The organism is Stenotrophomonas maltophilia group sp. Smal17 (assembly GCF_030237045.1).
Classification (GTDB): Bacteria; Pseudomonadota; Gammaproteobacteria; order Xanthomonadales; family Xanthomonadaceae; genus Stenotrophomonas; species Stenotrophomonas forensis.
On the sequence record NZ_JASJSU010000013.1, the window covers coordinates 22,472 to 43,282 of the forward strand.

A 20,811-nucleotide genomic window follows, 5' to 3' on the forward strand; every position below is an offset into this window, starting at 1 on the left:
CGGCCCACGCACTAGAATCATCGGCAACGAACCACAGATTGCCGTTGCCATGACCCAACCCCTGCACGTCATCATCCTCGCCGCCGGCGCGGGCAAGCGCATGAAATCGGTGCTGCCGAAAGTGCTGCAGCCTATCGCCGGCGAGCCGATGCTGGCACATGTGATTGCCGCGGCACGCGAGCTGCAGCCTGCCGCCATCCACGTGGTCTACGGTCATGGTGGTGAAGCGGTGCGGCAGCACTTTGCGGGCCAGCCTGACCTGCAGTGGGCCGAGCAGGCCCAGCAGCTCGGCACGGGCCATGCGGTGGCGCAGGCAATGCCGCAGGTGCCCGATGCTGCACAGGTGCTGGTGCTGTACGGCGACGTGCCGCTGATCCGCGCGCAGACCCTGCGTGACCTGCTGGCGCAGCCGGGCCGCCTGGCGGTGCTGGTCGCCGAGGTCGACGACCCCACCGGCTACGGCCGCGTGCTGCGCGATGCCGAGGGCAAGGTGGGCTCGATCGTCGAGCAGAAGGATGCCACTGACGATCAACTGCGCGTACGCACGATCAATACCGGCATCATCGCGGCCGAGTCGACCGCACTGCGCCGCTGGCTGTCGCAGCTTTCCAACAGCAATGCACAGGGTGAGTACTACCTGACGGATGTCTTCGCCTTTGCTGCCCACGAGTACACGCCGGCCGAGATGGCGCTGGTCGCCGACGCGCAGGAGGCCGAAGGCGCGAACGATCCCTGGCAGCTGTCGCAGCTGGAGCGGGCCTGGCAGCGGCGCGCGGTGCGTGCGCTGTGCGCGCAGGGGGCGCGCGTGCGAGATCCGGCGCGGCTGGATATCCGCGGTACCGTTACCGTCGGCAGCGATGTGCTGATCGACGTCGACGTCGTGCTGGAAGGCAACATCGTGCTCGGCGATGGCGTCACCGTTGGCCCGTTCAACCGTCTGAAGGACGTCAATCTCGGGCCGGGCACGGAAGTGCGCGCACACTGCGATCTGGAAGGCGTGGTCACCGAGGGCGCTGCGCTGGTCGGCCCGTTCGCGCGCCTGCGCCCAGGTACCGTGCTGGCCGATGGCGTGCACGTCGGCAACTTCGTCGAAACCAAGAAGGTCACCCTCGGCGTCGGCAGCAAGGCCAACCATTTGACCTATCTGGGCGACGCGGTCATCGGCAGCAAGGTGAACATCGGTGCCGGCACCATCACCTGCAACTACGACGGCGTGAACAAGTCGACCACCACCATCGGCGACAACGCGTTCATCGGTTCCAACAGCTCGCTGGTGGCACCGGTGACCATCGGCGAAAGCGCAACCATCGCCGCCGGTTCGGTCATCACCCGCAACGCGCCGGATGGCAAGCTGACCCTGGCACGCGCACGGCAGGAAACCATCGATGGCTGGAAGCGCCCGCTCAAGAAGTCCTGAGCCCCGCGTTCCGCACGCCGGTGAACTCGGTGTGCTGCCGGGCATCGAGCAGCGCGCCGGCGAGGTGTTGAAGGGCCACGAGGCCTATCCCGTGTTCGCGGGTCATGGGCTGGATCTGCCGACACTGCGCGATGGCCGTCAGCGTGGTCAGCTATGGGTCGTGGATGCCGCCGGGGGCGGCATTGCCGGTTACCTGCTGGCGGGCGAGCTGTGCGGTGAATTCCATGTGCTGCAGATGGACGTCGACCCGGTGCATGCGCGTCGCGGCCATGGCCGTGCGTTGCTGCGGCATGCATTGGCGCAGGCCAGGGCCTCCGGCTTTGCTGCAGCGGTGCTGACCACCTTGAGCGACGTGCCGTGGAATGCAGCTTTCTATGCCAGCGAAGGGTTCGACGTAGTGCCTGAGGCGCAGTGGAACTACGGCCTGCGCACCGTCATGGCCGAAGAGGCTGCGCTCGGGTTTCCGATGCACCTGCGGGTGGCGATGCGACGGGTCTGGTAGGGGCCGACCTCGGTCGGCACATCCACGCATGGCGTGGATCCACCCCATCGATCCACTCAACCCGCCGGCAGCAGGATCGACACGCACAACCCGCCATCGCCGCGATTCTGCAGCGACACCCGCCCGCCATGCGCCTCCACGATCTCGCGGGTCAGCGCCAGCCCCAATCCGGTGCCATTGCGCTTGGTCGAATAGAACGGCATCAGCGCGTTCTGCAGTACCTGCTCGTTCATGCCCTTGCCGCGGTCCAGCACGTCCAGGCGCAGCCATTGCGGCAGCCGTGTCAGCTGCACCTGCACGTCATCGTTGGGCGGATCGGCTTCCGCGCAGGCTTCGTGCGCGTTCTTCAGCAGGTTCAACAGTGCCTGCCCGAACTGCGCGATGTCGATGCGGCTGCTCAGCGCCTCGTCCGGCTCGCGCTCCATGGTGAACGGAATCTGCTGGCGCAGGCTGGACAGGAACGGCGCCCAGTGCACGGTCTGCAGCTGTGGCTGGGGCAGCTTGGCAAAGCGCGCATAGCCACGGATGAAGCCCTCCAGGTGGCGCGCACGGTCTTCGATGGTGGTGAAGATTTCCGGCAGCCGGTCGAAGCGTTCGCGCTGCACCAGCACGCCGCCGGAATGTGCCAGCGAAGCGATCGGCGCCAGCGAATTGTTGAGCTCGTGGCTGATCACCCGGATCACCTTCTTCCAGGTCTGCACCTCCTGGCGGCGCAGTTCGGCGGTCAGCAGGCGTACCAGCAGCAGGTCGTGCGGGCGGCCGTTGAGCTGGAACGCGCGGCGTGAGAGGTGGTAGACCTGCTCGTCTTCCTCGTCGCCGTCCTCGCCTTCGGCATGCACCGCGAACAGGCTGTCGCCGCCGCGGGCGATCGCGTCGCGCAGCTCCACCGGCACCTGCTCCAGCACATCCTCCAGGCGCTGGCCTTCCAGCTTCCAGCCGCCGTGCAGCAGCTTGCGCGCGGCCAGGTTGGAGAACACCACGCGGGCGATGCCATCGCCGCCGGACGCGATCAGCAGCATTGCCACCGGCGTGTTCTGCACCATGGTGTCGAGCAGCAGTTCGCGCTGCACCAGCCCTTGCCGCTGCGCACGCAGCACATCGCCCAGCTCGCGGTGCGCCTGCACCAGGTCGCCCAGCTCATCATTGCCCGGCCAGTGCACGCCGAAGTTGTACTCACCATCGCGGTAGCTGCTGGTGGTGCCGGAGAGCGCGCGCATCAGCGAGCGCACCGGTGCGGTCGCGCGGCGCAGGGTCCACCACATCAGCGACAGCAGGACCAGCGTCGATACCGTGGTGATCACCCAGCCGTGATCCATCCAGTACGCCAGCAGCCACGGCAACGCGGCAGCCAGCGCCAGCACCGGCAGCAGGCGCAGGAACAGGCGGAAGGTGAACGAGCGCCGCTTCATTCGCGCGGAATGCCGTGGCGGTCCATGCGCCGGTACAGCGCCTGGCGGCTGAGCCCGAGCTCGGCCGCGGCCTGCGCGATCACGCCATGGTTGCGTGCCAGCACATCCTCGATGCGCGCGCGATCAGGATCATTGCCGGCACCCGGTGCCGGGCGCGGTGCCGCCGCAGTGCGCGGCAGGTTGAGGTCAGCCACTTCGATGCGGCTGCCGGTGGCCAGCAGCTGGGCGCGCTGGATCACATTGCGCAGTTCACGCACATTGCCGGGCCACGGATGCCGCTGCAGCGCCGTGGCCGCGGCACTGGACAGTGGCTTGTCGGAGGCCAGGAAGCGCTCGGCCAGGGGCACGATGTCGCCCGGGCGTTCGGCCAGTGGCGGCAGCACCAGTTCCACCGTGTTGAGGCGGTAATAGAGATCTTCGCGGAAGGTGCCGTCGCGGATCATGGCCGGAAGGTCGGCATTGGTCGCACTGACCACGCGCACCTTGACCTGGCGCTCGCGGTTGGAGCCCAGGCGCTCGAAGCGGCCGGTTTCCAGCACGCGCAGCAGCTTCATCTGCCCGCCCAGCGACAGGTTGCCGATCTCGTCAAGGAACAGGGTGCCACCGTCGGCTGCTTCGAATTTTCCTTCGCGTGCCTTGTTGGCGCCGGTGTAGGCACCGGCCTCGGCGCCGAACAGTTCCGCTTCGATCAGTTCCGACGGCAGCGCGCCGCAGTTGACCGTGATGAACGGCCCCTTGGCCACCAGCGAATTGGCCTGGATGATCTGCGCGATCTTCTCCTTGCCTGCGCCGTTGGGGCCGGTGATCAGCACCGGTAGCTCCGAGCGCGCGACCTGGCAGGCCAGGGCGATGACACGCTCGCTGGCCGGGTCGGCGAACACGGCGCCGCACAGGTCGTACTTCTCTTCCAGTGCGTTGCGCTGGCGCAGTTCACGGCTGCGACGCCGGTCCAGTTCGCGACGCGCCTCGGACAACTCCAGCAGGTTGTTGACCGTGGTCAGCAGCTTGCGGTCGTCCCACGGCTTGGCCAGGTAGTCGGCGGCACCGGCCTTGACCAGGTCCACCGCGCTGCTCAGATGGGTCCAGGCCGTGAGCAGGATCACCGGCAGGTCAGGGTGGCGTTCGCGGATCTGCGCGAACAGGGCCTCGCCTTCTTCCCCGGACGTGGTGTCCTCGCTGAAGTTCATGTCCTGGATCACCAGGTCGACCGGCTGCGACTCGAGCAGTGCCAGGCCCTCGGTCGGGCTCTGTGCCTGCAGGGTGTCGATGTCGTGCAGGGAGAACAGCACGTCCAGCGCGGTACCCACGCTGGCGTTGTCGTCGATGATCAGGATCGAAGGCATCAAGCGGTTCTGCAGAAAGGGATGGGCGGCGCCGTTGGAGCCGTTCGTGTCCACACGCCGGGAGAGCCCGGCGCCACCCATCAAGCATAGCCAAACCCGTGGCCGCAGGCGCGGTCCGGGCTTACCGCGGCGGAGGAGGCGGTGGCGGCGGCACCGGAGCAACCAGTGCCAGGCGCCAGGCAGCCGCATTCACCGGCACGGTCAGTTCGCGCCTGTCGCGGCGCAGCAACAGGTAGGCGGTGGGGGCGGTGGAGTGGCGCAGGGCTTCGGTCAGATGCTCGATCCTGCGCACGGCGGTGTCATCCACGCGCAGGATGCGGTCACCGCTGCGCACGCCGAAGCGGGCTTCGGGGGCAGCGGCTTCGACCCGCACCTGGCCTTCGGTCGAGCGCAGCGCCAGCCGTGCATCCTGCTGGCGCCACTCCAGCGTCTGCGCGCTGCTGCTGCCGGCCAGGGCCGGCAGGGATGGAAGCAGCATCAGCAGCAGCCAGCAGGCGCGCATCTCAGGCGCCCCGGGTGGCAACCGCCGGCGGTACCGCTGCGGCACGCCGGGCCGGCCCGAACACCGCGATCTGGCCCAGTGCCCACAGCAGCAGCGCACCCAGTGGCAGGTAATACAGCGGCATGCGCGGCAGCTCGTACATGTTCATCAGGGCGAGGTTGATGGCGTAGGCCGCCAGCATGCCCAGCACGATGCCCAGTGTGGCCAGCAGGAAGTTCTCGGTCTGGAAGTAGCGCAGGATCTGCCCGCGGGTAGCGCCGAGCGCGCGGCGGATGCCGATCTGCTTGCTGCGCTGCTGCACCCAGAAGCTGGCCAGGCCGATGATGCCCAGCGCGGTGACCACCAGCAGCGAGATGCTGACGGTGATCAGCAGGCCGACCATTGCCCGGTCGTTCTTGAAGAAGTCCTTGCGCTGGTCCTCATAGGTCAGCTTGTCGCGCATCAGCCGGTTGGGGTCGATGCGTTCCAGCGCCGCGGCCGCAGCATCGAGTACTTCCTGGCGCCGTGCCGGATCGGTCCGCAGCACGTACGTGCCGCCTTCATCGAAGGACCGCTGCAGCGGCAGCAGCATCGAATTGGTCCAGTTGTCGTTCCAGCCATTGGGCGTGCTGAGCGTGTCGACGATACCGACCACGTTCAAGGGTTGCTTGCCCATGTAGTAGGTCTTGCCCAGCGCGCTGCCGTTGGGCTCCATCTTCGCGGCGGTGCTCTGGGTGAGGATCACCGGGACGGCCTTCTGCTTGGCACCGCCCTTGGAGGCTTCCTTGAACTCGATGTACTCGCCGGGAAGGAAATCGCGGCCCGCGATGAGGTTGATCCCCATCGTGCCCAGCCCGCCTTCGGACAGGGTGTACATCGACGCATTCGTGGTCGGGCGCTCCTGGTCGACCTCGCGGGAGATGCTGCTGCTGGACGAGCCGTTGCGGAACGGCACCTGGTTGATGATGGTGGCACTGGTGACGCCGGGAATCGCGCGCAGTGCCGCCAGGTCTTCGCGGGTGCGCGCCATGGCATTGGTCTGCTCGCCGATGCCACTGACACGCAGCATCACCAGTTCGTTCTCGGCGATGCCGCTGGGCATGCTGATCTTGTCGACGCGCTGGCTGACCAGGAACAGTGCGTTGCAGACGATGGCGCAGGTCAGTGCGACTTCCAGCACGATCAGGGCGGCAGCGGTCTTGTGCCGGCGCAGGGTGCTGAGGATGGGGCGGATGTCCATGGGAGTCCTCGTTTTCGTGCTTACTGCGACTTGAGCTGGATGGCCGGGGTGACCTGCATCGCGCGCCAGGCCGGCAGGAAGCCGGCGGCAAGGCTGGCGAACAGGGTCAGGCCCAGTGCGAGCAGCAGCATGCTGCCGTCCAGATGAGCGAGCTGCGCGTAGTCCACCGGTTGCTGGCGCACCGCGTACAGGCCGAGCAGGGCGAGCCCGATGCCGAGCACGCCGCCTACCACGCCGACCGCACCGGCTTCGACCAGGCACTGCAGGAAGATCTGCCCACGGCTGGCGCCCAGGGCGCGGCGCACGCCGATCTCACCGCTGCGGCGCAGGAACTTGGCCAGCAGCAGGCCCACCGTGTTGACCAGGCAGACGCCGAGGAAGCCCAGTGCCAGCCACAGCTGCAGGCGCACGTCGCTGGGCACCGCGCCGTTGAAGTCCAGCCATTCCATCACGGTGCGCAGGCGCACGTTCGGCGGGTGCTTGAAGCGGCCGGCCTCGCGCTGCTGGGTCGAGTAGTTTTCCAGGTAGCGGCGGTAGTCGGCGGCCTTGGACGGGTCCAGCTCCACCCAGTACTGCAGCCAGGCGCAAGGTGCATTGAGCGAGTAGCTGTTGCCGTCGGGGTTCTCGCCGAAGCAGTTCATGTTGCCGTTGTTGCCGAGCTTGAGGTCGAACGAAGTGGAGATCGGCAGCAGCAGATCTTCGTCCTTGCCGTAGCTGCCCGTGGTCAGATCGTAGAAGTGCGGCTCCGGGCTCCAATCCTTCATCACGCCGACCACGCGATAGCTCTGGCCTTCCATGCGCAGGTCACGTCCCACGCTGTTGGCACCCTGGAACAGCTTGTCGTTGAGTGCCTTGGAGATGACCACCACGCGGGCGCGGGCGTTGTCATCCTCGCGCGTCCAGGGGCGGCCGTACTGCATGGGTACCTCGAACATCGGGAAGAAGTCGGCCGACGTCCAGCGGGTGTCGATGCTGAAGGGCTTGAGCGTGCTGTTGTCCGGCTCGATGGTGCCACCGCCGCCGCTCATCAGCGCCTGCCGCTCACCCTTGGCTTCGCGCAGCAGCGCTTCACCGTCGAAGCGGGTCAACTGGGTTTCCGGCTCTTCGCCGGCGACATAGGCGCCGGTCGCGGCGTCGAGCTGCACGTAGAACAGCCGGTCGCTCTTGCCGGGAATCGGGTCGCCGGACAGTACGTGGAAGACGGTCAGCGTGGTCATCGAGGCGCCGATGCCGAGTGCGATGGCAACCACCATCAGCGCGGTCAGGACCTTGTTGCGGCGGAAGCTGCGCGCCGCCAGTCGGGCGTAGTAGGCGAACATGGTCGGGCCCTCACTCGTTGACGGCGACGATGTGGCGCACGGGCGTGGCCAGCACCGGCTCACGCACCAGGTCGGTCACCTGGCCATCGACGATGTGCACGTTGCGCTGCGCGCGCGCGGCCAGTTCCGGGTCGTGGGTGACCATCACGATGGTGGTGCCGGCGGCATTGATTTCCTCCAGCAGCTCCATCACGCCGCGTGCCATCTGCGTATCCAGGTTGCCGGTCGGTTCGTCGGCCAGCAGCAGGCGCGGGCTGCCGGCCAGGGCGCGTGCGATCGCCGCACGCTGCTGCTGGCCGCCGGACAGTTCATTCGGGTAGTGCTTCATGCGTGAGCCCAGGCCGACCTGGGTCAGTGCCTTCTCGATGCGTTCGCGGCGCTCGTTGGCGCTCATCTTTCGGTAACGCAGCGGCACGTCAACGTTGTCGAACAGGTTCAGGTCGGGGATCAGGTTGAAGCCCTGGAAGATGAAGCCGATCTTCTGGTTGCGCAGGCGGCTGCGGGCATCGTCGCCCAGAGTGCTCACGTCCTGCCCGTCCAGCATGTAGGTGCCGCTGGTGAAGGTTTCCAGCAGACCGGCGATGTTGAGGAAGGTGGTCTTGCCGGAGCCGGACGGGCCGGTGACGGCGACGAACTCGCCTTCCTTGACCTGCAGTTCCAGCGAGCGCAGTGCGTGGGTTTCCACCTGTTCGGTGCGGAAGACCTTGGCGACCGAACGCATTTCGAGCATGTACATGGGGTGTCCTCTCTCCAGGATTCAGGGTTCTGATATCAGTTGACGGAGACGCGTTCGGCGTCCTTGAACAGGTCGCTGCCGGAGACCACGATGCGGTCACCCGGTTGCACACCCGACTTGATTTCCACTTCGCCCAGGCTGCTGACGCCCAGTTCCACCGGACGGCGCACGGCGGTGCGGCCATCCATCACGTAAGCGATGCCGTTGCCCTGTTCGACGAACGGGCCACGCTCGACCTTCAGCACGTTTTTGCGGGTATCGAGCAGCACGCGCACCGACATCCGCTGGCTCTGGCGCAGGCCCTCGGGCTGCGCGCTGGCAAAGCGCACGCGGGCGTTGACCTCGCCGTTGACCACCTCCGGCGACACCGCGCTGATCTCGCCCGGGAACGGCTGGCCGTTGCCGCCGGTCAGCTGTGCGGGCATGCCGATCGCCAGGTCACGGGCGAAGCTCTCCGGAACCTTGATCTCGACTTCGAACTTGGACAGGTCGACCACGCCCAGCACCGGCGCGTTGGCGGCGAGGTTGGTGGACTGGATCGCCTGCACCTGGCCGACCTGGCCATCGAACGGCGCGCGCAGGGTCAGTGCATCGACCTGGCGCTGGACTTCGGCCACCACGGCCTTCTGGCGATCGGCCAGCAGCCGCTTGTTGCGTGCGTCCAGGTCGGCGCCCTGGCTCTGCAGGCGTGCATCAGTGGTGGCGTTGGCCAGAGTGATGTCGGCCTTCTTCAGCGAGTCCTTGGCCTTGGCCAGGTCGATCTGCGGCACCGCGCCGCCGTCGTAGCCACGCTGGTAGCGCTGCAGGTCGCGGTCGGCGGCCTGCCGTTCGATGGTGGCCTGGTCGGTTTCCTTGCGCGACTTGGCGCGGGCCAGGGTCGCGTCCAGCGCGGCGCGGCTGGCCTCGGCCTCCAGGCCGGCCAGGGTGGCCTGTTCCTGGGCCAGCTTGCTGCGCAGTTCCGGGCTGTCGATGATCGCCAGTTCCTGGCCCTTCTTGACCACGTCGCCGGCGACCACCTTCAGGTCCACGGTACCGGCCGAGATGGCGTACAGGATCGGGCTGTTGGCGGCGATCACCCGGCCGTCGGCGGCGATGTCGCGGACCAGGTCACCCCGCTTCACTTCGGCGATGCGCACTCGGCTGCTGTCGAAGGAACGGCTGGCATTGGACCAGGCGTGCACGGCCCAGCCGATGCCGGCCAGCAGCACGAGGGCGCCCGCCGCCGGCCAACGGTAGCGGTGCCAGTTGGCGCGGGTGGCGCTGGCCGGTGCGGAGGAAACGATCTGGTCCTGGGCGGAAGTGTCGCGGATCATCGGATGCGTGCCTTGCGGTGGTAGCCAATACCAAGCACGTAGCGTGCCAACTTTATTCTGTTTCAGATCAACGGTTTGGCGGACTCGTCGCGGTGTCCGGGTGTCCGCGGACACCTTTCCGGACACTTTCATTAAGCGGACAGGAGGGGGAACCCGGGCACGCAGGCTAGAATGCGCCGATCGTCTTCAAGGAATTGCGTGACATGTGTGGAATCGTGGGTGCGATCGCCGATCGCGACGTAGTGCCGGTGCTGATCGAGGGCCTGAAGCGACTTGAATACCGCGGCTACGATTCCTCGGGCATCGCCGTGATCGACCAGGGCGCCCGGCCGGAGGTCCGCCGCGTGCGCCGTACCGGTCGTGTGTCGGAAATGGCTACGGCGGCCGAGGCTGAAGGCTTCAATGCGGTGCTGGGCATCGGCCACACCCGTTGGGCCACCCATGGCGGTGTCACCGAAGCCAACGCGCACCCGCATATCAGCCAGGGCGTGGCGCTGGTGCACAACGGCATCATCGAGAACCACGAAGAGCAGCGCGAAAGGCTGCGCGCGCTGGGCTACACCTTCGAATCCCAGACCGACACCGAAGTCATCGCGCACCTGATCCATCATCATCTCAAGGATGGCGACGACCTGCTGCTGGCGCTGCAGCACACGGTGAAGGAGCTGACCGGTGCCTACGCACTGGCCGTGGTCAGCCGTGCCGAGCCGGAGCGCTTCGTCTGCGCGCGCATGGGCTGCCCGCTGCTGGTCGGCCTGGGCGAGGGCGAGAACTTCGTCGCCTCCGATGTCTCGGCGGTGATCTCGGCCACCCGCAAGGTGATTTTCCTTGAAGAAGGCGACACGGCCGAGATCCGCCGCGACGGTGTGCGCGTCTTCGACGAGCATGACCAGCCGGTCGAGCGCGACGTGCATCTGTCCGATGTGTCGCTGGCCTCGCTGGAACTGGGCCCGTACCGCCACTTCATGCAGAAGGAAATCCACGAGCAGCCGCGTGCGCTGGGCGACACCATCGAGGCGGCAATCGACGCCGGTGGTTTCCCGGCCGAACTGTTCGGCAAGAACGCCGAAGCGGTGCTGTCGGGCATCGAAGGCGTGCAGATCATCGCCTGCGGTACCAGCTATTACGCCGGCCTGACCGCGCGCTACTGGATCGAAGCCATCGCCGGCCTGCCGTGCAGCGTGGAGATTGCCAGCGAGTACCGTTACCGCGCCGCCTATGCGAATCCGAAGCACCTGATCGTCACCATCTCCCAGTCCGGCGAAACGCTGGATACGATGGAAGCGCTGAAGTACGCCAAGTCGCTGGGCCACAAGCACACGCTGTCGATCTGCAACGTGCCGGAAAGTGCGATCCCGCGCGCCAGCGAGCTGGTCTGCTACACCCGCGCCGGTGCCGAGATCGGCGTGGCCTCGACCAAGGCCTTCACCACCCAGCTGGCCGCGCTGTTCCAGCTGACCGTGGTGCTGGGCAAGCTGCGTGGCCGCATCGACGCGGCGCAGGAAGCGGACTACCTGGAGCAGCTGCGCTTCCTGCCGGGCAGCGTGCAGCACGCACTGAACATGGAGCCGCAGATCGCGGCATGGGCCGAGCGTTTCGCGCGCAAGAGCAGCGCGCTGTTCCTGGGCCGCGGCCTGCACTACCCGATCGCGCTGGAAGGCTCGCTCAAGCTCAAGGAAATCTCCTACATCCACGCCGAAGCCTATCCGGCGGGCGAGCTGAAGCACGGCCCGCTGGCGCTGGTGGACGAGGACATGCCGGTGGTGGTGATCGCCCCCAACGACAGCCTGCTGGAGAAGGTGAAGTCGAACATGCAGGAAGTGCGCGCCCGTGGTGGCGAACTGTTCGTGTTCGCCGACCAGGACAGCAACTTCAACGAGTCCGAAGGCGTGCACGTGATCCGCACGCCGCGCCATGCCGGCGTGCTCAGCCCGATCGTGCACACCATTCCGGTGCAGCTGCTGGCCTACCACACCGCACTGGCGCGTGGCACCGACGTGGACAAGCCGCGCAACCTGGCCAAGAGCGTGACGGTGGAGTAACGCCGGCTGCTCGGCCTGGATGCGGTACACGAAGGGGGCCCATGTGGCCCCCTTTCGTTTGCGCCGGTAACCGCATCAAGTGGGACAGTCGCCGGTCGTTCTGTCCGCCGCCGGCAGGCCGCAATCAATCTTTAGTGCGCAATGCCGCCTGTATTCAGCGGCGGTTTCAGCCGCGGTGCCATTCTCTGGATCGTCGCTTGGTTCCCACGACGAACTGTCCTATCGATGCCGGTAGTGACCGATGGTCGCAGTCGTAGAATCGATCTGACCGAGGCATGGGTTGCGCGGTTGAACCCACCTCGTTCGCGTTGCAGTACGTCGCCTGCCGATGCATCTCCCAGGGCAGGCACGTGCGCCAGACGTGCGCTGAAAGGTCTGTTCCCGGGGAGGGGGCGTATCGGAAGAGCACACTTTTTTGACTTCAGTGACCTGCACCAGGAAACAAGAATGAACGTCCGCGAACTCCTGCAATCCAAGAAAGAAGCTGTCATCACCATTGACGCCGAAGACACCATCGGTGCCGCTGCCCACAAGATGAGCGCGAACAGGATCGCTGCGCTGGTGGTGATGAAGGACGATGCCCCGGTCGGCATCATTTCCGAAAAGGACATCGTGCGTACCCTGGCCGACGACGGCCCGCAGGCCGGTCGCCGGGTGATTTCCAGCGTGCCGACCACCGGCCTGGAAGGCATTGCGCCGGAAGCGACCCTGAAGCAGGCCATGTCGTTGATGACGTACTCGCGGCGCCGTCATCTGATGGTCACCGAAGGCACCCGCCTGGTCGGCATCCTCAGCCTGGGCGACATCGTGAAGAACCTGCTGGGCGAGCTGGAGCTGGAAAAGGCCGTGCTTCAGGACATCTACATGGCCGCCCACTGAGGGCTGCAGCGCTGGAAGCAGGGAAGCCGGGCATTGCCCGGCTTCTTCGTTCACGGCATCGGTGAAATCAGAAAGTGACCTTCACCGAATCGGCGCTGTAGCGGGCCGGACCGTGATAGACCACTTCGATGTTGTTGCCGTCCGGGTCGAGTACGAAGGCGCCGTAGTAGCCCGGATGGTAGGGGCGTTCGCCCGGCGCGCCATTGTCGGTACCGCCAGCGGCGATCGCGGCGCTGTGGAAGGCATCGACGGTGGCGTTGTCGCGGGCCTGGAAGGCCAGGTGGTGGCGTCCGGTCAGCTGGCCAGCGGCGGCCTTGCTGCTGGCGCTGGATATGAACAGCTCATCGGCCCAGAAGTAATCTTCGCCTTCGCCGGCGATCGGCACGCCGATCGTATCGAACACCGCCTGGTAGAAGCGGCGGCTGGCGGCCAGGTCACGCACCACCAGCTGCAGATGGTCGATCAGTCGCCCGCGGTGCAGTTCCATCGTTTCCATACCAACCTCGCAAAAAAGGGGACGGAGGGGATTAAGTCGCTTCCGGCCAATAGTGCCAGAAACGGCTTAATCCCCTCCGTCCCCTTTCTGGTCAGTTGGCGATGATCTCGACCCAGTAGCCATCCGGGTCCTTGATGAAGGCCAGGTTCTTCATGCGGCCGTCGGTCAGGCGCTTCTGGAAGGTCACGCCGAGGTCCTCGAAGCGCTGGCAGGCGGCTTCGATGTCCGGCACCGATACGCAGATGTGGCCGAAGCCGCGCGGGTCGCTGTTGCCATCGTGGTAGACCGCGCCGTCCTGGGCCTCGGTGCCATGGTTGTGGGTCAGTTCCAGCACGCCCGGCAGGCCGGCCATCCACAGGCGGCGCTGGGCGTCGTCTTCCGGTACCACGGCGCCAGCCGGCACGTAGGCCAGGAAGTACAGGCTGAACTGGGCCTCCGGGAAGTCGCGCTTGTCGATCAGCTGGTAACCGAGCACGCGGGTGTAGAAGTCCAGCGAGGCGGTGATGTCCTTCACTCGCAGCATGGTGTGGTTGAACACGAAGCCGCGGGTCTCGGCCGGGGCCTGGGCGGCGACGCCGGGGACATCGCGCAGGGCGGGAATGGTCATGGGGGGAGATCCTTCAGACAGGGCCGTTGCCGGCCGGATGTCCCCATTCTAGCGAGCAGCACCTGACCGCACCGCGACGTACAATGGTCGGATCGCACCGTTCCGTCCCGATACCGATGGCCCGCCATGTCGCAGCGTGAATGGGTGGCTGCTGCCATCCGCAAGATCGAAGCTGATTTCAACCGTTCCGCCGATACCCACCTGATTCCTCTGGCGCTGCCTGGGTTCGAGGGCATCGAGCTGTACCAGAAGGATGAATCGAGCCATCCCACCGGAAGCCTGAAGCACCGGTTGGCGCGCTCGCTGTTCCTGTATGCGCTGGCCAATGGCTGGCTGCGCGAGGGCCGGCCGGTGATCGAGGCCTCCAGCGGCTCGACCGCGGTGTCCGAAGCCTATTTCGCGCGCCTGCTCGGGCTGCCGTTCATCGCGGTGATCCCGGCCACCACCTCGCCGGAGAAGATTGCGGCGATCGAATTCCATGGTGGCCGCTGCCACCTGGTCGAGCGCGCCTGCGACCTCAACTGCGATTCGGAAAAACTGGCCCGCGAAACCGGCGGCCACTTCATGGATCAGTTCACCTACGCCGAGCGCGCCACCGACTGGCGTGCCAACAACAACATCGCCGAATCCATCTTCAAGCAGATGGCCGAGGAACCCAGCCCGATCCCGGAATGGATCGTGTGCAGCCCCGGTACCGGTGGTACCGCCGCGACGCTGGGCCGCTATGTCAGCTATCGCCGGCACGACACCCGCATCCTGTGCGCGGACCCGGAAGTCTCGGTGTTCTTCGATGGCTACAAGGCTGCCGTGGCCGGTGAGCCGGACTGGCGAGGCCTGACCTGCAGCGGTGGTTCGCGCGTGGAAGGCATTGGCCGGCCGCGGGTGGAGCCGAGCTTCATCCCGACCAGTGTCGATGCGATGGTGAAGGTGCCCGACGCGCTGAGCCTGGCCGCGATGCGCCATGTCAGCCGCCAGCTCGGCCGCCGCGTCGGTGGTTCCACCGGCACCAACTTCATCGGCGTACTGCAGGCCGCGCAGTGGATGCGCGAGGCCGGTCACCACGGCAGCATCGTCAGCATCCTGTGCGACAGCGGCGAGCGTTACGCGCAAAGCTATTACGACCCGGCGTGGTACGTGCGGCAGGGCATTGATGTCGAGCGCGCCGATGCGCAGCTGGCGGCAGCGGTGGCCGGGCAGGGCTTGCCTGAACTGCCGTGGAGCAGCCTGGAAGCGCTGTAGCGCTCTTGTAGAGTCGAGCCATGCTCGACTCCGGTAAAGAGCCGTCGAGCATGGCTCGACGCTACATACTCAGTACCCCGCCGCGGTGAACGCATCCAGCACCGCATCACGCAAGGCATCGGGCAGCGCCTCGATGTCCATCGCGCGATCATCCAGGTGCAGGCTGGGGTCCAGCGTGCTGGCGCGGCCCTGGGCCAGGGCCTGCAGCCACAGCAGCACGCAGATCACGAACTCGCGTTCATGGCCCAGCTGCAGCTGGCTGGCGCCGCGCTCGATCACCTCGAACGGGTACCACTCCTGGGCGTCATTGAACGTGCCGCCCTGCTGCAGCACCGCCTGCAGCTGCTGCAGGTGGCGCGGGGCGTCGTCGCCGGCATCGCACAGCGCGGCGATCCAGGTCAGTTCGGCCGGGCTGGCAGACAACGCCAGTGACCGCGCCGCTGGGGCGGATGCAACTGCAGCCAGACCTTCCATGTAGGGCCTCGTTCGGTACGTACCGCTGCGGACTCCCCCGCAGCCAAAGCTTCGAACCGCGACCGTAAGGCCGACGTGAATGCCAGGCGTCACCCCCTTGTCAGCCACGCCCGCCAGCGCCATATGTACCAGGCTGCCCGCCTGCCGGGCCCGTACCCTGGAGATCTGCCGTGACTGCTGCCAACCCCCTGCTCGATTTCTCCGGCCTGCCGCGCTTCGAGGCGATCCGCCCCGAGCACGTGGCGCCGGCGCTGGATGTGCTGCTGGCCGAGGCCGAAGCGGCCGTCAGCGCCGCCGAGCAGGTGCAGCCGGTGCGCTGGGAGAGCTTCGTCGCCCCGCTGGACGATGCCACCGAGCGCCTGTGGCGCGCCTGGGGCCTGGTCGGCCACCTGCAGGGCGTGGTCAACACCCCGGAACTGCGTGAGGCGTATAACAGCAACCTGCCGCGGGTGACCCGCTTCGCCAGCGCGCTGGGCCAGAACCTGGCGCTGTACCGCCAGTACCAGGCGCTGGCCGCCAGCCCGGAGGCCGCAGGTTTCGACGAGGCCCAGCGCAAGGTGCTGGGCAACACGCTGCGTGATTTCCGCCTGGGTGGTGCCGAGCTGGCGCCCGAGGCGCAGCAGCGCTTCGCAGAGATCAAGGAGGAACTGTCGGCACTGTCGGCGAAGTTCTCGCAGAACGTGCTGGACGCCACCGATGCGTGGTCGCTGATCATCGAGGATGAAGCGCGCCTGGCCGGCCTGCCGGAGGACGTGAAGGCCGCCGCGCACGCTGCGGCGGAAAAGGACGGAAAGCAGGGCTGGAAGCTGACCCTGCAGATGCCGTGCTACCTGCCGGTGCAGACCTGGGCCGAAGACCGTGACCTGCGCGAGATCCTGTACCGTGCCAGTGCGCAGCGTGCGTCCGAATTCGGCGACGACGCGCTGGACAACAGCGGCAACATTGACCGCATCCTGGCCCTGCGTGCGCAGCTGGCCGCGCTGCTCGGCTTCGCTTCCTACGGCGATTATTCGGTAGCGACCAAGATGGCGCAGGACCCGGCCGAGGTGCTGGGTTTCCTGCGTGACCTGGCCACGCGTGCCAAGCCGTTCGCGGCCAAGGATCGCGCCGAGCTGGAGCAGTTCGCGCGTGAACAGCTGGGCATCGACAGCCTGCAGGCCTGGGACCTGGCGTTCGCTGCCGATCGCCTGAAGCAGGCGCGCTACAGCTATTCCGAGCAGGACGTGAAGCAGTACTTCACCGAACCGAAGGTACTGGGCGGCCTGTTCTCGGTGATCGAGCAGCTGTACGGCCTGCGCGTGCAGGAAGACAGCGCGCCGGTGTGGCATGAGGATGTGCGCTTCTTCCGTCTGGTCGATGCGCAGGGCGCGCTGGTCGGCCAGTTCTACCTGGACCTGTATGCGCGCGAAGGCAAGCGCGGTGGCGCGTGGATGGATGATTGCCGCAACCGTCGCGTGCTTGCCGACGGCAGCGTGCAGACGCCGCTGGTCCATCTGGTGTGCAACTTTGGTCGCGGTGCCAATGGCAAGCCGGCCACCTTCAGCCACAACGAAGTGACCACGCTGTTCCATGAAATGGGTCATGGCCTGCACCAGCTGTTGACCCGCATCGGTGAACTGGGCGTGGCCGGCATCAATGGCGTGGAGTGGGATGCGGTGGAACTGCCGAGCCAGTTCATGGAGAACTTCTGCTGGGAATGGGACCACCTGCAGGGCATGACCGCGCACGTCGATAGCGGCGAACCGCTGCCGCGCGCGCTGTACGAGCGCATGCTGGCTGCGCGCAATTTCCACAGCGGCATGGCCACCGTGCGCCAGCTGGAATTCGGCCTGTTCGACATGCTGCTGCACAGCCAGTTCGAACCGGCGCAGGACAGCGTGCTGGCACTGCTGGACCGCGTACGCGCGGACGTGGCGGTGAACCATCCGCCGGTCTGGAACCGCTTCCCGCACCAGTTCAGCCACATTTTCGCCGGTGGCTACGCGGCGGGCTACTACAGCTACAAGTGGGCCGAGGTGCTCAGCGCCGATGCCTATGCCGCGTTCGAGGAAGCACCGCAGGCACTGGCTGAAACCGGTGCGCGCTTCCGCGATGAAATCCTGTCGCGCGGCGGCAGCCGTCCGGCTGCGGAGAACTTCAAGGCCTTCCGTGGCCGCGCGCCGCAGATCGACGCGCTGCTGCGCCATTCGGGCATGGCGTAAACCGTTGTGGTGGGTGCCAACCTTGGTTGGCACCTTCTGGCAATAGTGCGGACCAAGGTCCGCACCCACCGAAGAGCGGTGCTCTATTCGGCGTAGATCATCTTCCGGCTCATGCCGCCGTCGACGATGAAGTCCTGGCCGGTGGTGAAGCCGGACAGCGACGACAGCAGGTACACCGCCAGCGCGCCGATGTCCTCGGGGCGGCCAACACGGCCGACCGGGTGCTGGGCGTGATCGGTGGCCGAGTAGTCGGGCTGGTGGCGCCGCGAGGGCGCCTGCCAGGCCGTGGTGCCGATCCAGCCGGGGCTGATGCTGTTGACCCGCACCGCCGGGCCGCTGCTGATCGCCAACGCGTGGGTGAAGGCGACCAGCCCGCCCTTGGCCGCCGCATAGGCCTCGCTGTGCGCTTCGGACTGCCAGGCGCGGGTGGAGGCGATGTTGATGATCGCGCCCTCAGTGCGGGCCGAGAGTGCCGGCAGCGCGTGCTTGCTGCACAGGAAGGCACCGTGTAGTGACGACAGGCGGCGCTGCCATTCCTCCCACGCCATGTCCTGCAGCAATGTGCCATGCGGGCCGGCGATGCCGGCGTTGTTGACCAGTCCGTCGATACGGCCGAACCGCTGCAGGGCCACCGCGACGAAGTCGCGCACGCTGGCTTCGTCGGCGATGTCCAGGCGCTGGAACGCGGCATCGTCACCCCGCTGCCATTCGTCCAGGCAGGCTTGGCCCGCTTCCACGTCCAGATCGCCGATCAGCACGCGTCCGCCGGCGCCGAGCACGGCCTGGGCGATGCCACGGCCGATGCCGTTTGCGCCGCCGGTGACCAGCACCACCTTGCCCTGCAGCGGCGCCACCGGCCACGCCGCGATCGGTGGCACCGTGCTCATGACAGGTCTTCGCCGCGCAGGCGGCGATGCCAGCCGTCCACGCCGATGCGGTCCAGGGTCTGGATGTTGCGCTCGACGATCACGTCGGGGTCCGGATAGACATCCACCGCGCGCGCCACGCTGTCTTCGCGCAGCAGGTGCAGGGTGGGGAAGGGCGCCCGGTTGGTGTAGTTGCTGGCGTCGTCCGCGGCCACGCCGTCGAACTGATAGTCCGGGTGGAAGCTGGCCACCTGCAGGATGCCCTGCAGGTCCAGCGCCTCGATCGCGGCGTCGGCGTTGTCGAGGAAGTCGTTGTAGTCGAGGAAATCGGTCAGCACCTGGGGATGCACGATCAGCGTGGTGTCGATCTGCTCGGCCGGGGTATCGCGCAGCAGCACCAGCTCTTCGGCCAGTTGTTCGACCAGCGCCTCGGGCGTGGTCGCATCGCTCAGCACGATGCGGACCTGGTCCTTCACGTACACCGCCTTGGCGAACGGACACAGGTTCAGGCCGATCACGATGCGCTCCAGCCACAGGCGGGTGGCGGCGATCGGATCATCGGTGGGCAGGTGGGAATCGGTCATGGCGGGCACGTCGGCTGGCGGGGCGGCCATTGTAGGCGCGTCGCCGGCAACGCGCCGTCGTACCTGCCGGTGGCAGCGCCGGGTCACGCCCGGCGCAGGCCTCAGTCGCGGAAGTTGTTGAACTGCAGCGGCAGCTCGAACTTGCCGGCCTTGAGCACGGCAATGGCGTCCTGCAGGTCGTCGCGCTTCTTGCCCTGCACGCGCAGCTTGTCGCCGTTGATCTGGCTTTCCACCTTCAGCTTGGCGTCCTTCAGTGCAGCGGCGATCTTCTTGGCGATCTTCTGCTCGATGCCCTGCTTGACGGTGATCTTCTGTCGGGCCTGGGCCAGGTTGGTCTCGATGTCGCCGAACTCCAGGCTGAGTACGTCGATGCCGCGCGCGGCCAGGCGGGCGCGCAGGATGTCGTTCATCTGCTTGAGCTGGAACTCGGTCGGCGCGGTCTGGTTGATGACATCGCCATCGCGTTCGAATTTCGCCTCCACGCCCTTGAAGTCGAAGCGGGTGGCCAGCTCACGGTTGGCCTGGTCGATGGCGTTGGTCAGTTCGTGGGTGTCGACTTCGGACACGACGTCGAAGGAAGGCATGGGCGCGGCTCCGCAGGATTCAGTGAGGGCCATTCTATCGTGCCGACCTGCCAGCTTTTTGTAGAGTCGAGCTTGCTCGACTGTTTTGTGAAGATCAGTCGAGCATGGCTCGACTCTACAGAACGGCGCCAGTCGAGCAAGCTCGACTCTACAATCCGGCGCGGTCGGCGATAATGGGCCATGAACGTGCAACGCTCCCCCTCGCGCGCGGTGGCCTGGATGGTCGCGGCAGTCGCCTGTTTCTCGCTGATGGACGCTGGCATGAAGCAGCTGTCGGCCAGCTATCCGACCCTGGAAGTGACCTTCCTGCGCGGCGCGGCCTCATTGCCATTCGTGCTGGTCTGGGTCCTGGTCAGCGCCGGCCCGCGATCGCTGGTACCGCGACGCTGGGGCCTGCACCTGCTGCGTGGCGCACTGGGCATGGCGATGATCGGCTGCTTCGTGTTCGCCCTGCGCGACCTGCCACTGTCCACCGCCTACACCATCTATTTTGTCGCCCCGCTGTTGATCGCGGCACTGTCGGTGCCGCTGCTCGGTGAGCGGGTCGGGCCGCGACGCTGGGTGGCCATCGGCATCGGCCTGGTCGGTGTGCTGGTGGTGCTGCGGCCGGGCGTGGACGGCTTCATCTCGGTGCCGGGGCTGATGGTACTGGCCGCGGCCACCGCCTACGCCGTGGCCGCGATCACGGTCAGCCTGCTGACCCGCACCGACACCTCGCAGTCGATGGTGGTCTGGTTCCTGGTGATCATGGCCGTCGGCGCCGGCTTGCTGGCCCTTCCCGGCTGGGTGCCGCTGCAGGTGGCGCACGCGCCGCTGATCGCCGGCATGGGCCTGGCCGGGGCGTTGGGCCAGATCGCCCTGACCAAGGCCTTCCAGCTGGGCGAAGCCTCGATGATCGCGCCGCTGGAGTACAGCGGCCTGGTCTGGGTGATCGGCTGGGATCTGGCCTTCTGGGGCCAGCTGCCGGACGGCTACACCTGGGTGGGCGCGGCGATTATTGTCGCTTCCGGCCTGTACCTGCTGCACCGTGAGCGGGTGAACCGGCAGGAGCCGCCAAAGCCGCTGGACCACCCGTAAGG

General features: G+C 66.8%; 20 protein-coding genes. 7 read left to right on the forward strand and 13 right to left on the reverse strand.

Annotation, left to right across the window (positions count from 1 at the left end; all coding sequences use genetic code 11):
• Nucleotides 1–49 precede the first annotated feature (49 nt).
• Both glmU and QRO93_RS05865 read left to right on the forward strand, forming a co-directional pair.
• Complete coding sequence (gene glmU, locus QRO93_RS05860) at nucleotides 50–1,417, forward strand: bifunctional UDP-N-acetylglucosamine diphosphorylase/glucosamine-1-phosphate N-acetyltransferase GlmU (protein WP_180879350.1); 1,368 nt, start codon at nucleotides 50–52, stop codon at nucleotides 1,415–1,417.
• The gene (locus tag QRO93_RS05865; protein ID WP_180879352.1) at nucleotides 1,386–1,919 is read left to right on the forward strand and encodes a GNAT family N-acetyltransferase; all 534 of its coding nucleotides are present in this window, start codon (nucleotides 1,386–1,388) and stop codon (nucleotides 1,917–1,919) included. The genes glmU and QRO93_RS05865 overlap by 32 nt, the downstream gene beginning before the upstream one ends.
• 56 nt (nucleotides 1,920–1,975) lie before the next feature.
• Here QRO93_RS05865 and QRO93_RS05870 read toward each other — a convergent pair whose 3' ends face one another.
• The 7 genes from QRO93_RS05870 to QRO93_RS05900 all read right to left on the reverse strand — a co-directional run bounded on the left by QRO93_RS05870 (nucleotide 1,976) and on the right by QRO93_RS05900 (nucleotide 9,760).
• Nucleotides 1,976–3,328 (reverse strand): PAS domain-containing sensor histidine kinase, encoded by a 1,353-nt coding sequence (locus tag QRO93_RS05870; protein ID WP_053450858.1) that lies wholly within the window; start codon nucleotides 3,326–3,328, stop codon nucleotides 1,976–1,978.
• Nucleotides 3,325–4,671 (reverse strand): sigma-54 dependent transcriptional regulator, encoded by a 1,347-nt coding sequence (locus QRO93_RS05875; RefSeq protein WP_180879354.1) that lies wholly within the window; start codon nucleotides 4,669–4,671, stop codon nucleotides 3,325–3,327. Before QRO93_RS05875 ends, QRO93_RS05870 begins: the two co-directional genes overlap by 4 nt.
• Nucleotides 4,672–4,792: 121 nt before the next feature.
• Complete coding sequence (locus QRO93_RS05880; protein WP_053509689.1) at nucleotides 4,793–5,173, reverse strand: PDZ domain-containing protein; 381 nt, start codon at nucleotides 5,171–5,173, stop codon at nucleotides 4,793–4,795.
• Between the two features lies 1 nt (nucleotide 5,174).
• Nucleotides 5,175–6,392, reverse strand: coding sequence for an ABC transporter permease (locus tag QRO93_RS05885; RefSeq protein WP_053450856.1), 1,218 nt, complete (start codon nucleotides 6,390–6,392; stop codon nucleotides 5,175–5,177).
• Between the two features lie 20 nt (nucleotides 6,393–6,412).
• Nucleotides 6,413–7,711: an ABC transporter permease gene (locus tag QRO93_RS05890; protein ID WP_180879356.1), complete on the reverse strand. Its 1,299-nt coding sequence runs from the start codon at nucleotides 7,709–7,711 to the stop codon at nucleotides 6,413–6,415.
• Nucleotides 7,712–7,721: 10 nt separating this feature from the next.
• Nucleotides 7,722–8,447 carry an ABC transporter ATP-binding protein gene (locus QRO93_RS05895; RefSeq protein ID WP_049429240.1) on the reverse strand — a complete coding sequence of 242 codons (726 nt, stop codon included), beginning with the start codon at nucleotides 8,445–8,447 and terminating at the stop codon, nucleotides 7,722–7,724.
• 35 nt (nucleotides 8,448–8,482) lie between these two features.
• Nucleotides 8,483–9,760: an efflux RND transporter periplasmic adaptor subunit gene (locus QRO93_RS05900; RefSeq protein ID WP_180879358.1), complete on the reverse strand. Its 1,278-nt coding sequence runs from the start codon at nucleotides 9,758–9,760 to the stop codon at nucleotides 8,483–8,485.
• Between the two features lie 203 nt (nucleotides 9,761–9,963).
• Between QRO93_RS05900 and glmS the strand changes: the two genes are divergently transcribed.
• Nucleotides 9,964–11,802 carry a glutamine--fructose-6-phosphate transaminase (isomerizing) gene (gene glmS / locus QRO93_RS05905; protein ID WP_053450853.1) on the forward strand — a complete coding sequence of 613 codons (1,839 nt, stop codon included), beginning with the start codon at nucleotides 9,964–9,966 and terminating at the stop codon, nucleotides 11,800–11,802.
• 447 nt (nucleotides 11,803–12,249) lie between these two features.
• Entirely contained in the window at nucleotides 12,250–12,681 is a 432-nt protein-coding gene (locus tag QRO93_RS05910; RefSeq protein WP_053450852.1) for a CBS domain-containing protein, read from the forward strand.
• Between the two features lie 67 nt (nucleotides 12,682–12,748).
• Here the strand turns inward: QRO93_RS05910 and QRO93_RS05915 are convergent, their stop codons facing one another.
• Both QRO93_RS05915 and gloA read right to left on the reverse strand, forming a co-directional pair.
• The gene (locus tag QRO93_RS05915; protein WP_180879360.1) at nucleotides 12,749–13,177 is read right to left on the reverse strand and encodes a VOC family protein; all 429 of its coding nucleotides are present in this window, start codon (nucleotides 13,175–13,177) and stop codon (nucleotides 12,749–12,751) included.
• Nucleotides 13,178–13,268: 91 nt separating this feature from the next.
• On the reverse strand, nucleotides 13,269–13,784 hold the full coding sequence (gene gloA / locus QRO93_RS05920) for a lactoylglutathione lyase (RefSeq protein ID WP_164086598.1): 516 nt from the start codon (nucleotides 13,782–13,784) through the stop codon (nucleotides 13,269–13,271).
• Between the two features lie 126 nt (nucleotides 13,785–13,910).
• Here gloA and QRO93_RS05925 point away from each other — a divergent pair, with 126 nt between their 5' ends.
• Nucleotides 13,911–15,023, forward strand: coding sequence for a PLP-dependent cysteine synthase family protein (locus QRO93_RS05925; protein ID WP_285304000.1), 1,113 nt, complete (start codon nucleotides 13,911–13,913; stop codon nucleotides 15,021–15,023).
• A gap of 69 nt (nucleotides 15,024–15,092) precedes the next feature.
• Here the strand turns inward: QRO93_RS05925 and QRO93_RS05930 are convergent, their stop codons facing one another.
• Nucleotides 15,093–15,497 carry a hypothetical protein gene (locus QRO93_RS05930; protein ID WP_006471153.1) on the reverse strand — a complete coding sequence of 135 codons (405 nt, stop codon included), beginning with the start codon at nucleotides 15,495–15,497 and terminating at the stop codon, nucleotides 15,093–15,095.
• Nucleotides 15,498–15,667: 170 nt separating this feature from the next.
• Between QRO93_RS05930 and QRO93_RS05935 the strand changes: the two genes are divergently transcribed.
• The gene (locus QRO93_RS05935; protein WP_180879362.1) at nucleotides 15,668–17,698 is read left to right on the forward strand and encodes a M3 family metallopeptidase; all 2,031 of its coding nucleotides are present in this window, start codon (nucleotides 15,668–15,670) and stop codon (nucleotides 17,696–17,698) included.
• 83 nt (nucleotides 17,699–17,781) lie between these two features.
• Here QRO93_RS05935 and QRO93_RS05940 read toward each other — a convergent pair whose 3' ends face one another.
• The 3 genes from QRO93_RS05940 to QRO93_RS05950 all read right to left on the reverse strand — a co-directional run bounded on the left by QRO93_RS05940 (nucleotide 17,782) and on the right by QRO93_RS05950 (nucleotide 19,732).
• Nucleotides 17,782–18,585, reverse strand: a complete 804-nt coding sequence (locus QRO93_RS05940; protein ID WP_180879364.1) for an SDR family oxidoreductase — start codon at nucleotides 18,583–18,585, stop codon at nucleotides 17,782–17,784.
• Nucleotides 18,582–19,148, reverse strand: coding sequence for a DUF1415 domain-containing protein (locus tag QRO93_RS05945; RefSeq protein WP_164086601.1), 567 nt, complete (start codon nucleotides 19,146–19,148; stop codon nucleotides 18,582–18,584). The genes QRO93_RS05940 and QRO93_RS05945 overlap by 4 nt, the downstream gene beginning before the upstream one ends.
• Nucleotides 19,149–19,249: 101 nt before the next feature.
• A complete protein-coding gene (locus QRO93_RS05950; protein ID WP_164241413.1) occupies nucleotides 19,250–19,732 on the reverse strand; it encodes a YajQ family cyclic di-GMP-binding protein in 483 nt (160 codons plus the stop codon).
• Nucleotides 19,733–19,912: 180 nt separating this feature from the next.
• On the opposite strand from QRO93_RS05950, the gene QRO93_RS05955 reads away from it, so the two are divergent.
• A complete protein-coding gene (locus tag QRO93_RS05955; RefSeq protein WP_133935611.1) occupies nucleotides 19,913–20,809 on the forward strand; it encodes a DMT family transporter in 897 nt (298 codons plus the stop codon).
• Nucleotides 20,810–20,811: the final 2 nt, after the last annotated feature.